The sequence below is a fragment of the Halobacillus salinus genome, assembly GCF_004684905.1.
Classification (GTDB): domain Bacteria; phylum Bacillota; class Bacilli; order Bacillales; family Halobacillaceae; genus Halobacillus; species Halobacillus salinus.
The window spans coordinates 199,483-213,606 of sequence record NZ_SRJC01000002.1; the positions used below are offsets into that span (position 1 = coordinate 199,483).

Below are 14,124 nucleotides of genomic sequence, written 5' to 3' on the forward strand. Positions count from 1 at the left end.
TCTTTAATAATCTAAAATCTGCACAGAATACATCCATTTTACTAATTAAATTATAGCATTCCCATAACCTATTACCTATAATTATTAGATTATTTTTCCTTGTTAAACTTTTCTTTACAATTAAAGCTCAGAGCATTTGTGTTTATTTTCAGAGGGGGAGGGAATTTTATAAAAAAATAAATCGGGAGTTGGTGAAAAGAGTGTCCGGACAAAAAGGCTTGATGTCGGCGCTTCTTAGTTTAACCATTCTTCTCGGAGTCGGCTATTGGCTCGTTCATTCGGGCATGGAAATGATTCTGAGAGGCATCGTATCTTTCTTTGTCGCCCCTCTTGCTATTCATCTTGCAAACGAAAAACACATTTGGTTCAGAAAGAACTTCCGTTGGGTCGTTCGAACTAGTCAATCCCCTCTTCGTAGCGCGGCACTCTTCTTTGTCTTTACTTTGGTGAGCTATGACGCCTTGAACCAAATCCCTTATGGTTTCCTGGTTCATTTAATCCTGCTTAGTATCGGCTCCGTTATTTATTGGTCCCCGTTTATGCTACGTTGCCCCTTCTGTAAACCTGTACCATTTATGCATCAATTTTCTTATTTTGTAATCACTAGTATAGTATTCTTCACCTATCATCAAATGACCTTTTATTTTTATCAAGCTCAGCCTACATTTCTATATATGATTGTCGGTATAGCAGCGATGCTTCTATTGTTACTGTCCTTAATCGTTCGTTGGGCAAATTCGGAAGCATCTGTAGATCGTATAACGGTCGAAGGGTTTATCCAGCCAATCCAACAAGAGAAAAAATAAAACGGCCCGTTCCTCGTGAACAGGCCGTTTCTTTATTTGGCATCAACCAATTTCCCTTTATAGAGGTTCTTCTTCGTCAGTGCAAAATCAAGATCACGAGCATACTTCTTCAACCGTTTCTCCTCCACAGGATTCACAAGAGAAACGACGACTCCATCTTGTGCGCCGATTCGCGCCGTACGACCGGCACGGTGAACATACGATGTTTCGTCTTTTGGAATGTCTAAGTTCACGATAAAGGTGATATCCAGAATATCCAGTCCACGCGCCGCTACATCTGTCGCAAGCAACAAGTCGTATTCACCTTTTCGGAATTCCTTTATCGCTTTCGCACGCTGTTCTTTCTTTGCATCACTATGAAGTAATCCAAGGTCTAGTTTTCCGTAGATCAGTTTTTCCGCAAACACATTCAGCTTAGCGATATCCTGCATAAACCCAAGCCCTTTGAACCCATCTACGTGCGCAAGTTTACGCAGCAATTCAATTTTATCCCGGTCCTCACAGGCAATATATACATGGTCCACTTTCGGTTTCATCACTTCTGATTCCACTTGCACGACTTCTGCTTCGGCATCCATGAACGTCTGGGCAACCTCAATCACTTCTTCTGGTAAGGTTGCGGAGAACAATAGGATTTGTCGGTCCTGCTTCATCGCCTTCAGAATCGTTTCAACCGTCGGCAAATGTTCTGGAACGAGAAGTTGGTCCGCTTCATCCATCACTACTGTCTGAATTTCATGCGCTTTTATTTTTTTCCGTTCCATTAACTCGTGGATTCTCCCAGGAGTTCCGATAAGTACGGCTGGCTTCTTCTTCAGCTTCTCGATTTGGCGCTTAATGTTCGCCCCGCCAATAAGTGGAGTACTGCCGATTCCGCTCCCTTGCGTCCATTCCAGTACTTCCTGGTGAATCTGCATGACCAATTCATGAGAAGATGCCATGATCAATACCTGCGTACGTTTTACATCCGGGTCGACCTTTTCAAGAAGCGGCATGAGATAGGCAAGCGTCTTCCCGCTACCTGTCGGGGCCTCTGCCACTACATCCCCGCCTTTATAAATGAATGGCATGGCTTTTTCTTGTACAGAAGTAAAGGACTCATATCCCGCTTCTTCCCATGCCTTCTCAATAAACGAAGACCATTCCGGTAAACCTTCTAAATTCATCATTAGACTCTCATCCTTTTTATTTATAATGAAAAAAAGACCTCTCTATAAATAAAGAGGTCTCCATAAAAATCCATAGCTTACCTCTATTATAGCACCATTAGTTCGAGGTTTCGATAAAGTTTTTCAGGTGCTTCAGATGGTCCTGGTCTTCTTTCTGAATGATTTTTTTGAGAAAGGGGCTTGCCAATTTATTGCGCAGCCCTTCTGTAATCATCTCTCCCCGAAAATCCACACGAGTCCCCTCGGTCGTTTCTGTAAATGTGTAATGATACCGTAGATCCAGCCCTTGCTGGACACTTCTCACAGAGTACGCCTTATTCTTGTCAAAATGGGTCACCGTTATCACAGAAGAGACCTTTCTTCCTTTGATTTCTCTTGTCTCTTTGAATTGATAGCCTTCTTGGACCGGGCCGTCCGATAGCAATTCTACACCGACTACGGCATCCATGATTTGCGGACTATTTTCAAAAGTTGTTGCAGCTTCAAATACTTCTTCGACCGGCTTCTTGATCACAATCGTCTGTGTCATAAAAGTCATGGCAGTTCCCCCTAGAGTTACGTTACCTTATGTATTCGTGATTCAAACTCAAATCCCTTGTTCGCCATTCTCGAATAAGGACACGGAAAGAATCACAACCTAAACGAAGCTCATAAGAAACGGGGGAACTCAGGATGGAATGGATATCCGTCATTCCTTTTGGCGTCGTCATCATCTCAGCTATCTGGACAAAGCAAGTCATTCCAAGCCTATTATTCGGCGTAATTGTTGCAGGATATTTGGTCGATCCACATTGGCTCGGTGGGATGATGAAAGGTTTTTCGTTCATCTATGAAGGTCTGATGGATGAGAATAATTTGAAGATCATCGTTTTCCTTTATGGATTTTCAGCACTGATCGGTATTGTGAAAATGTCAGGAGGAATCAAAGGTTTCGTGCAAGAGGCAACGGAACGCATTGAAGAAAAACGCGGAGCATTCATGCTTACATGGCTTTCTTCTGTCGGAACATTCGCCGCTCCCAGCTTCCGAATCGTCACCATAGCCCCTGTTATGAAAGCGATGAGAAAGAAGATTCCGATGACCAAGCAAGAACTGGGGTTTGTCATTGAAACGACCGCCTCCCCACTTGTCGTGCTCATCCCGGTTGCCACTGCGTTCGTCGGATATATGACCTCTGTCATAGACCTCTCGCTTGAACAAGCAGGTACATCTGGGGATTCCTATTCGCTCTATATTCAGAGCATTCCCTTTAACTTCTTCGCCTTTGCTATGATCATTATCGGCTTTTATCTCAGCTTCTTCCACCGAAGCAAGAAGTCCCAGACAGATGTGCAAGAAGAGGAACCAGACAAAAAGGAAGACCAATGGGAAGATTGTCATCCGGCCGTAACTCAAGACTTGCCTGCGAAACCTTGGCGCCTGATTGTTCCGTTAATAAGCGTCATCGTGCTTACCTTTTTCCTTATGTATCAGGTCGGGGTTCGAAATGGAGAAACAGGATTCAGTGCGTTGATCAATCCTAATGTCCTCGATGCTATGGTACTTGCAGTTGTCCTTACGTTAATCGGATTTGTCGTCTACCTTACTATTCAAAAGGAATCGCTGAAAAAAACGATGGACGGACTGATTTATGGTGGGAATGAAATCATGGGTGTCATCTTATTGTTGGCGACGGTTTGGGGATTGAGCAAAGGATCGGAAGCACTGGAATTCGCTTCAACTATCTCCTCATCCTTCGACTGGGTACCACCAGGATTTGTGGCAGCGGTTATCTTCGTAGTAGGGTGCGGCTTGTCTTACTTCATCGGCTCGTCTTGGGGAACGTGGGGCATATTAATGCCGGTTGGTATTTCCATTGCAACAGTTGCCGGCAGTTCTCTTCCTATTGTCATCGGAGCCGTATTTGCCAGCGGAACATTCGGAGCCTTCTCTTCCCCTTTAAGTGATGACACGAATACGACCGCCGGCATTTTAAATTTAAATGCTGTCCAATACGCTAAATTCAAATTGAAACCGGCATTGATTGCGGCAACAGTAGCAGCCTTACTATACTTCGGCATATCCTTTTTCTAATAACAAAAGGCACCTTCATCAGGTGCCTTTCTCTTTATTCGGTCTTGATCGGTAAGTGAAGGGTGTACTTCGTATTCTTACCGGTATATGGCTGATACTCTTCAAAGCCAAAACCTTCGATCGGTTCGTACCCTTTCTCTACAATCCAATCAAAAAGGTAAGGGTACGGATTGAAATCGTGTATAGAAGGGTCATACTCCAATACGGCATATAGGTGACTCGGGATTGTCTTTGTGATCATATCAGGCGGTACCTTCTCATAGCTATCCACTTCTACAGCAGCCATCCAATAGAACTTGTCGGTTTCTTCATTCCAGTTCGGCGGATCCACAAACATTCCGATGGAACACGGGGCATTAATCCGATTCTTGACCTTGTGAAGTTTGGACGTGTGAAAATGCTCCATCAACCTCGGTATTTTCACGTGACGCTCATCCATCATCGTTTGACAGTAAGTTCCGACAACTTTGAAGTTCGATTTCTCGACGACCTTAGGTTGGACGGCCGTTTGGACTTGCTCACTCATGAAGGGGCCACTCCTTTTTATCATTTTTAGCTCACTTTACTACTTCCACACAAACTGACAAATCCCTTGTAACCTTTTTCCATTCGACAAAACTAGAAGTGATTCGTTCCACTTTAACAAAGTATAAAAAAACCATGCCCCTCTATCCTACTTTCATCGCGCCTATGATTATGCTGACTTTTTTAGCGGTATCCTATCAAAGCTTGTAGAATTGCTTTTTGGACGTGCATACGGTTCTCTGCCTGTTGATACACAACTGAGTGTGGACCATCAATTACTTCTGCTGTCACTTCCTCTTCTCTATGTGCAGGCAGACAATGAAGAAAAATCACGTCTTCTTTCGCTTGCTTCAACACCTCTTGATTGACCTGAAACCCTTGGAAGTCTTTCATGCGTTTTTCTTGCTCCTCTTCCTGCCCCATGGATGCCCAAACATCCGTATAAATAGCGTCTGCCCCCACGGATGCCTGGATTGGATCATGACTGATGGTAACCGATCCTTGATAGTTCTTAGCGAGCGATTCCGCTTGGGCTACTACACCTTTATCAGGTTCATATCCCTTTGGCGTAACCACCGTAACGTCCATCCCCATCATGGCACTTATCATCATCAGCGAATGAGCGACATTGTTTCCATCTCCGATATAGACAACCTTCAAGCCATTGAGACGACCTTTATGCTCCAGGATCGTGAAAATATCAGCAAGTGCCTGGCATGGGTGGTAAATATCACACAAGCCGTTGATCACAGGAACCGTCGCATGTTCCGCAAGCTCCTGAAGCTTCTCATGGGAGGTCGTGCGGAACATGATCGCATCCACATAGCCTGACAGCACTTTAGCCGTATCAGCAATGGATTCGCCACGCCCAACTTGAATATCGCGAGTATTCAAGTACAAAGCGTGCCCTCCCATTTGCACCATCCCCGTCTCAAAGGAAACACGGGTACGGGTGGACGACTTCTCAAACACCATAGCTAACGTCTTCCCTGTTAGATAGGAGGAGTGAGGATTTTCCTTCAAATATTGTGCTTGGGCTAAGAGACGGGAGACATCACACTGAGAAAAATCTCCCCAGTGCAATAAATGCTTTCCCTTAAGGTCCGTAGTAGATGACGTCATTTGTTCCATCAAATTCATTGGCTCTGCACTCCTTGCATGATAGTTTTAGGTAGTGTTACTGGTAAAGCTTTAGCATACGGGATCGATTCTACATAGGCTTGGAATGTAGTCGGTTCACTGAAAACCGTCATTCCATATTTCAAAGCTTGGATTCTTCTACGCTTCGCTTCCGCTGTCTTCTTGTCGTTGACATATACACTCGCGTCTTTTGTCTGCACCCACTTATCAAATGGCAACGTAGAGCCTTCTACATCCGTGTCTATTTCAACAAATGCTGTTTCCGGTTTCTCAAGCAGATTCGGTAAATGGGAGAAAACTTTAGCCATTGCCTCTCCAACCGTTTTTCCGATACACATGCCCTCTCCTGTCGATTTCATATTAGCTCCGAGTGTATGATCTAGCTCCGGCAAGGCATGAGAGGAGAACAATGGGTATTTTACCGCCACTTGTTCTATCTCCGGAATGGTAACATGTTCTAAATCGAGCCCATCAGCCACCACTCGGATAGCTAAATCTACAAGGGACTGTGTCGATACTTTACTGATGATTGGCACTGTACGACTGGCGCGTGGGTTCACTTCTAGCACATAAACATGCTCATCTTTCCAAAGGAACTGGATATTCATGATTCCTTTATAACCGAAGTGTTCCACAATTTTTTGACTGTACGTTCTCACATGCGCCTCGATGCTTTCAGGCAATGTTGCAGGGAATATAGACATACTGTCCCCAGAATGGACGCCCGCGGGCTCGATGTGTTCCATTAATCCTGGAATATAGACGTGTTTGCCATCTCCGACAAGGTCGACTTCCACTTCGTTCCCTATAACGAACGGATCCAAGATCACCGGGAAGTGGCGTTGTTCCATCTTACTAAGTGCTTGCATTAATTCCTGCTTATTTTGGACCTTCACCATTCCTTGACCGCCAATGACGTAAGAAGGACGGCACAACAATGGATACTCATACTGGTCGGCGACGCGTAGCGCTTCTTCTTCACTGGCGCATGTCTGACCAGAAACATGGGGAATCCCCAACTCATCCAACGCTGCATAGAACCGATCACGATCCTCAAGTGCATCCAATACATCAAAACTGACTCCGGCAATTGGAAGTCTTGCTTGTTCCAATTCCTCCGCCATATTGATAGCTGTCTGACCACCAAATGATGTGAATACGAGATCGACAGATTCTTGTGTGACAATATCCTCAATTACTTCCTTCGTAATTGGTTCGAAATAGAGGCGGTCCGCTGTTTCGTAGTCGGTACTTACGGTCTCTGGGTTATTATTCAGCATGATGGTCGTCCAGCCTAATAATTTTAAGCTCTCAATTGCCTTAACAGCACTGTAATCAAACTCAACACCTTGGCCGATTCGGATAGGGCCTGATCCAATGATCAAGGCTTTTTTATTTGCTGTCAGCGGTTCGATCTCATTCGCCCCAGCGAATGTGCGGTACACATAGTTGGTTTCCGCTTCAAACTCCGCAGCGCAAGTATCCACCATTTTAAAGCTTGAATGGATATTCTGTTCCGTTCGATATTGCTTCACTGTCTCTTCTTTTACTCCTGCATAAAGAGCAATCTGTTGATCCGAGAATCCGAACCACTTGGCACGATGAACGGTCGCTTGAGACAGCCCCTCTACCTCTAGAGCATTTTCGATATCAATGATCTGGTGGATGGCTTGTAAGAAGAAATAGTCCACTTTGGTCTGTTCGTGTACCCATTCTTGGCTGTGCCCTTGTCTAAATGCTTCCATGATAGCGAAAAAGCGCAAATCAGTCGCTTCTTTCAAATGGTCCTCTACATTACGGATGACAGGAGCTTTCGTATCCAAACATTGAATCGCTTTTTGGAAAGCAGCTTCGAGCGTGCGGTCAATTGCCATCACTTCTCCTGTCGCCTTCATCTTCGTCCCGAGCAACCGATCTGCCTCTGGGAACTTATCAAACGGCCAGCGAGGGAACTTCACTACAACGTAGTCGAGCGCTGGCTCGAAACTTGCATATGTGTGACCAGTAAGTGGATTGATCAATTGGTCGAGCGAGTACCCAAGAGCCAGCTTCGTCGCCATTTTCGCAATCGGGTACCCTGTTGCCTTGGATGCGAGTGCAGAGGAACGACTGACCCTAGGGTTAACCTCTATGACGTAATACTGCTTACTGTAGGGGTTGAGAGCGAGTTGAACGTTACATCCCCCAATAACTTCAAGAGCAGAGACGATTTCAAAGGACGCGGTTCGGAGCATTTGGTACTCGGAGTCCGTCAACGTCTGCGAAGGCGCGACAACGATCGAATCCCCAGTATGTACACCCACTGGGTCTACATTTTCCATGTTGCAAACCGAAATACATGTTCCGTTTTGGTCTCGCATGATTTCATATTCGATTTCTTTAAAGCCAGCTATGCTCTTCTCCATAATGACTTGTTGAATCGGGCTAGCTTTTAACCCATTCTCCATCAGTTCTACCAACTGTTCTTCATTGTGGGCTATCCCACCGCCACGTCCTCCCAGTGTATAGGCAGGGCGACTAATAACAGGGTAGCCAACTTTCTGAACGAAAGTTATGGCTTCCTCGACGTTTTTAATGACTTCACTTTCTGGAACAGGTTGATCAAGCTTATCCATCAATGTACGGAACAGCTCGCGATCTTCTCCTTGTTGAATAGAAGCAACACTAGTACCTAAAAGTTCCACACCATACTGCTCAAGCACTCCTGCGCCTTCCAGCTCGACAGCTAAGTTAAGAGCGGTCTGCCCACCGAGACCTGCGAGTAAAGCATCTGGTTTCTCCTGTTTCACTATCGCTGTAACACTTTCTAGGGTTAAAGGTTCACAATATACTTGATCGGCAATCGCATGATCGGTCATGATCGTCGCTGGATTCGGATTGACTAAAATGACTTGATGCCCCTCTTCACGAAGGGCGAGACACCCTTGTGTTCCGGAATAATCAAATTCTGCTGCTTGACCAATGATGATCGGACCAGAACCGATCACTAATATTTTCTTAGACATACACGCCCTCCTCTTTCTTGCTTTGAATGAGTGTAAAGAAGTCATCGAACAGCCATTCTGCATCAGATGGCCCTGGGTGGGCTTCTGGGTGGAATTGGGCTGTCATAATTGGTTTCTGGTCGTGAACAATCCCCTCGACAGTATCGTCGTTGACGTTATAAAAACGAGTGGAGAGAGGCGTGTCAGCCAAACTAGATGCCTTCACTACGTAGTTATGGTTCTGAGAAGATATAAAGACTTTACCTGTCTTGATATCTTTGACGGGATGATTAGCGCCTCTATGGCCAAATGGAAGCTTCTCTGTCTCCGCTCCATAGGCCAAAGAAATCACTTGGTGTCCCATACAAATTCCAAACGTCGGGTAGCGATCTGTGATGGATTTCAGCTGAGGCAAGTAGCTCTCTGCATCTTTCGGGTTCCCAGGACCGTTGGATAACACAACCGCATCAAAATCAGTACCTTCAAGTTCTTTGATTTTCGTAAAAGGAACTACTGTCACCTTCGCATCATACGAAAGGAGCGCATTCAAAATCGATTTCTTCCATCCGAAGTCTATGAGTACGATATGCATTTTTCCGGATCCGTAGGTTTCCACTTGCCGGCCCTGTACTTTTTGCATTTGGCCAGTTTTCGCAGGTGCAATAGTGTTAACGTGCTGGGAACTCAACACTGCTTGATGAGACCCTCCCTTACGAATCGCTTTCGTAACTTGTCTGGTATCGATTCCTGTGAGGAACGGAACTTCTTGTTTTTCCAAGTAATCTTTCAACGAACTGGTTGCTGCATAATGACTGGCTTTATCAGCACAATGGAACATAATGACGCCGCTCACTTGGATTTCGTCGCTTTCATCATCCTGTTCATTCACACCATAATTTCCGATTAACGGATAGGTGAAGACCACGATTTGATCTTTATAAGAGGGATCAGTCAGGACTTCTTGATATCCCGTCATCCCTGTAAAAAAGACGATTTCGCCTTGAATGGGTTGTTTCCAATGTGCTGATGCTTTTCCTTCGAATGTTTGACCATCTTGTAAACACAGATAACCTTTCACATCACCATCTCCTTCATGTTGAATAATTATAATATACTATGAATTTTTATACAATAGATTGCAAGAAAAAAACGGTGATAATTCACCGCTTTTTTCTTACCTTACGATTCAAGACATTTTCTCAAACATTTTGTAGACTACTATGCTCTTGCAAGACCTGTTTCATAATAGAAACTGCTTTTGTCATCTCGTCCTTCGTTACATTTAAAGGTGGAAGCAGCCTCAGTACCTTAGGTCCTGCCACTACAGCAAGCAATCCATTCTCACGCAGCTTGTGAACAAGCGGGAGCGCTTCTTCTTCAAGTTGGATACCGATCATAAGACCTTTACCGCGTACTTCCTTAACAAGTGACAGCGGCAGAAGATCCTCTTCTAACTGGGAGCGCAGCCATTCGCCTTTGGATTGAACATCCTCCAAAAAGGATTCATCAAAGATCGTCTCAAGGGTTGCGCAAACGGCGGTAGAAGCAAGTGGGTTTCCACCAAACGTTGTGCCATGAGAGCCAGCCGAGAAAGCGTCTACAAGCTTCTCTTTACCTAACATGGCTCCGACAGGGAACCCACTCCCAAGCCCTTTTGCTGAAGTTACGATATCCGGGTCAAGATTGTATAGCTGATGGGCGAACGGAGCTCCTGTACGACCTATGCCTGTTTGCACTTCATCAATGATGAGAAGCGCACCGAGCTCTTCACACTTCTGCTGGACAGCCTCTAAGAACGCTTTCGTTCCTGGGACGACTCCCCCTTCCCCTTGAACGACTTCGACCATGATCGCAGCAATGTCATCGCCCTCTAATTCATTGACGGCCTTCTCGTCGTTGAAAGGAAGATATTCAAACGTCGGGAGCAGAGCCCCGAAACCTTGTTGGATCTTTTCCTGACCTGTTGCACTCATCGTCGCAAACGTCCGTCCATGGAAGGACTGTTTGAACGTTACAATCGTCTCTCTTTGTGTATGCTTTCGAGCAAGTTTAATGGCTGCTTCATTCGCTTCCGCACCACTGTTACAGAAGAACACATAATCAAGATTCGTCGCTTCTGTCAGCAGATTTGCAGCTTGCTCCTGCTTCGGAAGTTGATACAAATTCGAAACGTGCCATAGTTCCCCTAGTTGCTTCTCCAGTGCTGATTGCACTTCAGGAGGACGATGTCCAAGATTACAAACCGCAATCCCTGAAACAAAGTCCAAGTACGTATTTCCTTTGTCATCCGTCACGTTCGTCCCTTCTCCGGAAACAATAGTAAGAGGGAAACGGTTGTACGTTGGGAATAAACTCATTCAGACGCCTTCCTTTCGCTTAGCAAGAATCTTCGTTCCGAGCATTTGGTCATTCTGGATGAGTGGACGCTCTCCACTAACAATCATGACCTCTTGTAATTGATCTGATAAAGCTTGCATGGCTGACTCAACCTTCGGAATCATTCCTCCGTACACAATGCCATTTTCAATCAGCGCTTCGATCTCGTCTGGAGTCGCTTCATCAATCAATTCCCCGTCCTTTAATATGCCGGGAACATCTGTTACATATAACAACTTCTCAGCACCAACGGCCTTTGCGATAGCTGATGCTGCAAGGTCAGCATTCACATTTACTGTCTGCCCTTCTTTCGTCTTAGCAAGCGGGGCAATAACAGGAAGATACCCGGATTGGTGGCACTGGTTAAGGAAGCCAGCATCCACTGCCTGCACTTCGCCTACAAATCCCAGACGCTCTTCATCAACAATATCAGCAGTCAATAGGTTCGCATCCGTCCCTTTCACTCCAACAGACGAAAGACCGCGTGCCGACAACCTGGATGTGATTTGGCTGTTCACTTTACCTCCTAGTGTCATCTCGACTACTTCAAGCGTCTCAGCGGTTGTTTTACGTAGTCCATCGTGAAATTCTCCTTCAATATTCAATCTGGACATCAGTTTAGTAATGGCAGGGCCACCACCATGAACAACCAAGCAGTGATAATGGGTTACAAGTTCTTTGAAACTATCATAGAAGTCGTCGGTCAATTGGTCGATCATACTGCCACCTAATTTAATGACGACGACAGGTTTATTATGTTCTGTAACTGGCATTGATTTTGACATAGTCATACGTCAGGTCGCACCCCCAAGCTGTTCCTTCCCCGTCTCCTTCATGAAGACGGACTTCGATGATTACCTTTTCTTTACTCATATCTTCGGTTGCTTGTTCTTCTGAAAAGGAACATGGCGTTCCTTCGCTGAACACGAGCTGTCCTTCTATAAAGATATCGCATCCTTCTGGGTTCACGTTGGCATCACTATGACCAATCGCTCCGACGATACGTCCCCAGTTGGCATCGTGACCATACACAGCTGTTTTCACTAAGCTTGAGCCAACTACCTTCTTCGCAATGGTTCTTGCATCTTCATTGGAATGAGCTCCGGAAACGTTTACCTCAATCAACTTCGTCGCTCCTTCTCCGTCACGAGCGATCTGCTTCGCCAAGTCCTCGCACACGAGTTGCAATGCAAGTTGGAAACCTTCCCAATCTGGGTGGTCCTCATCGAGTGTATCGTGATCAGCTTGGCCATTAGCTAAGGCAAGCACCATGTCGTTCGTTGAGGTTTCCCCATCCACTGTAATTTGGTTGAAGGAACGATCGATGCAGTTGCTTAATGCTTTCTGCAATACGGTTGATTCAATCGTTGCATCCGTTGTAATGAAACCGAGCATTGTCGCCATATTTGGATGGATCATACCAGAGCCTTTAGCAGCCCCGCCGATCGTTACAGTGCGTCCATCCACCTTCAGTTGATAACACGTATGCTTCTGACACGTGTCTGTCGTCAGGATTGCCTCTTGAAAGGCATCTGCACCATCTTTTGTTACATCTACGTTTTCACAGCCATACGTGATCTTGTCCATCGGAAGCTGCTCACCGATGACACCAGTTGACGCGACCGCCACGTAGGATTCGGGAATGTTGTATCGATTCGCAATCATACTTCTTGTTTCATAAGCATTTTCAAGTCCTTGTTTCCCTGTACATGCATTCGCGACCGCACTGTTGATGACGATACTTTGTATTTTATTGTCCTGACGAATACTTTCCTGGGTTACTTTCAATGGGGGCGCCTGAAAGTGACTCTGTGTATAGACCGCAGCAATCGATGCGGGTACATCACTCATCAACAAGCCGAAGTCTCGTTTCTTATAGCGAAGTCCACTGTGCATACCTCCAGCTTGAAACCCTTCAGGTGTCAAGAGATTTCCTCCGTCCACTTTTTCTACTTGAAATTGCTTCACTGTTTGAATCAAACCAACTCTCCCTTTCTGGAATTATGGGTAAACAGGTTTCTCAGGAAGACCTGCTGTTTCTTCTAATTCGAATAATAGATTCATATTTTGAACCGCCTGACTAGCGGCTCCCTTCATTAGGTTATCAATAACAGATACGACCGTCACTCGTTTGGTACGACGGTCCACTGTCAATCCGATATCGCAGTAATTGGTGTGGTAGACATCTTTCGTGCACGGAAATTGCCCTTCTTCTCTTACTCTGACAAAAGGATGGTCGGAATAATAGTCTCTGTAAAGCTGTAACAGTTCTTCTGTATTCGCTTCTTCCTTGAGAGAAAAATAGATCGTAGACATAATCCCTCTCGTCATCGGAACAAGATGTGTAGAGAAGGTAATGGGTTCCGATGATTCGTCCCAAACACGCAATTGCTGCTCGACCTCAGGAATATGCTGATGCTGATTCACTTTATAAATTTGGAAATTCTCTTGCGCGTGGGCAAAGTGAGTCAAAGGATTCGGGTTTTTCCCTGCACCAGAAACACCCGATTTCGCATCTACTATAATGGAATCCGTTTTGGCGAGTTTCCCACTGATAGCCGGACCTAATCCAAGCAAGGTAGCCGTCGGGTAACATCCAGGGTTTGCAATGATGTCCGCTTTCTTAATGGCTTCCTGGTTCCATTCCGGTAAACCGTAAACGGCTTCGTCCAGTACCTCTGTCGGGGCTGGATCTTTTTTGTACCATTCCCGGTAGTCCTCCGGTTGCTTCAGCCTGAGATCTCCAGAAACATCGATCACTTTCGCTTTTCCCCCGCGTAAATCCGGTGTCAGTTTGCTAGATACCCCTGATGGAGTAGCAAGAAAGACTACGTCACATTCTTCCTTCATCTCCTCCGGTTTTACTGCCAAGAGCGTGTGTCGTTCGTTCGTTTCGAGTTGAGGGTATATAGTTTCAAAATCTTCACCAGCTTGGGATGAAGAGTACAATTGGATTTTTGTTATATTTGGATGGGTTGATAGAATACGAAACAATTCTATTCCACCATACCCTGTTGCACCTACAATTCCTACTATCACTCTATTATTCAC

The 14,124-nt window shown here is 45.4% G+C and carries 12 protein-coding genes; 2 read left to right on the plus strand and 10 right to left on the minus strand.

Translation table 11 applies throughout. The features are described 5' to 3' along the window. Positions 1–191 precede the first annotated feature (191 nt). Positions 192–806, plus strand: coding sequence for a hypothetical protein (locus E4663_RS11575; RefSeq protein ID WP_135327736.1), 615 nt, complete (start codon positions 192–194; stop codon positions 804–806). 32 nt (positions 807–838) lie between these two features. Here E4663_RS11575 and E4663_RS11580 read toward each other — a convergent pair whose 3' ends face one another. Both E4663_RS11580 and E4663_RS11585 read right to left on the minus strand, forming a co-directional pair. Next, positions 839–1,975, minus strand: coding sequence for a DEAD/DEAH box helicase (locus E4663_RS11580; RefSeq protein WP_135327737.1), 1,137 nt, complete (start codon positions 1,973–1,975; stop codon positions 839–841). A 97-nt stretch (positions 1,976–2,072) separates the two neighbouring features. Continuing rightward, on the minus strand, positions 2,073–2,513 hold the full coding sequence (locus E4663_RS11585; protein ID WP_079477744.1) for an SRPBCC family protein: 441 nt from the start codon (positions 2,511–2,513) through the stop codon (positions 2,073–2,075). A gap of 134 nt (positions 2,514–2,647) precedes the next feature. Here E4663_RS11585 and E4663_RS11590 point away from each other — a divergent pair, with 134 nt between their 5' ends. Further along, positions 2,648–4,048 carry a Na+/H+ antiporter NhaC family protein gene (locus tag E4663_RS11590; RefSeq protein ID WP_079477743.1) on the plus strand — a complete coding sequence of 467 codons (1,401 nt, stop codon included), beginning with the start codon at positions 2,648–2,650 and terminating at the stop codon, positions 4,046–4,048. A gap of 34 nt (positions 4,049–4,082) precedes the next feature. On the opposite strand, the gene E4663_RS11595 is transcribed toward E4663_RS11590, so the two are convergent. The 8 genes from E4663_RS11595 to argC all read right to left on the minus strand — a co-directional run bounded on the left by E4663_RS11595 (position 4,083) and on the right by argC (position 14,112). Then, positions 4,083–4,574 carry a GyrI-like domain-containing protein gene (locus tag E4663_RS11595; protein WP_079477742.1) on the minus strand — a complete coding sequence of 164 codons (492 nt, stop codon included), beginning with the start codon at positions 4,572–4,574 and terminating at the stop codon, positions 4,083–4,085. A gap of 182 nt (positions 4,575–4,756) precedes the next feature. Then, positions 4,757–5,713, minus strand: coding sequence for an ornithine carbamoyltransferase (argF, locus tag E4663_RS11600; protein WP_079477741.1), 957 nt, complete (start codon positions 5,711–5,713; stop codon positions 4,757–4,759). Then, positions 5,710–8,718: a carbamoyl-phosphate synthase (glutamine-hydrolyzing) large subunit gene (gene carB, locus E4663_RS11605; protein ID WP_135327738.1), complete on the minus strand. Its 3,009-nt coding sequence runs from the start codon at positions 8,716–8,718 to the stop codon at positions 5,710–5,712. Before carB ends, argF begins: the two co-directional genes overlap by 4 nt. Beyond that, positions 8,711–9,775: a carbamoyl phosphate synthase small subunit gene (locus E4663_RS11610; RefSeq protein ID WP_135327739.1), complete on the minus strand. Its 1,065-nt coding sequence runs from the start codon at positions 9,773–9,775 to the stop codon at positions 8,711–8,713. The genes carB and E4663_RS11610 overlap by 8 nt, the downstream gene beginning before the upstream one ends. Positions 9,776–9,896: 121 nt before the next feature. Beyond that, a complete protein-coding gene (locus tag E4663_RS20045) occupies positions 9,897–11,054 on the minus strand; it encodes an acetylornithine transaminase (RefSeq protein ID WP_193554844.1) in 1,158 nt (385 codons plus the stop codon). Next, positions 11,055–11,858: an acetylglutamate kinase gene (argB, locus tag E4663_RS20050; RefSeq protein ID WP_241657183.1), complete on the minus strand. Its 804-nt coding sequence runs from the start codon at positions 11,856–11,858 to the stop codon at positions 11,055–11,057. Then, positions 11,827–13,053, minus strand: coding sequence for a bifunctional ornithine acetyltransferase/N-acetylglutamate synthase (argJ, locus tag E4663_RS11620; RefSeq protein WP_135327740.1), 1,227 nt, complete (start codon positions 13,051–13,053; stop codon positions 11,827–11,829). Before argJ ends, argB begins: the two co-directional genes overlap by 32 nt. A 21-nt stretch (positions 13,054–13,074) precedes the next feature. Further along, positions 13,075–14,112, minus strand: a complete 1,038-nt coding sequence (gene argC / locus E4663_RS11625) for an N-acetyl-gamma-glutamyl-phosphate reductase (protein WP_079477735.1) — start codon at positions 14,110–14,112, stop codon at positions 13,075–13,077. Positions 14,113–14,124 lie beyond the last annotated feature (12 nt).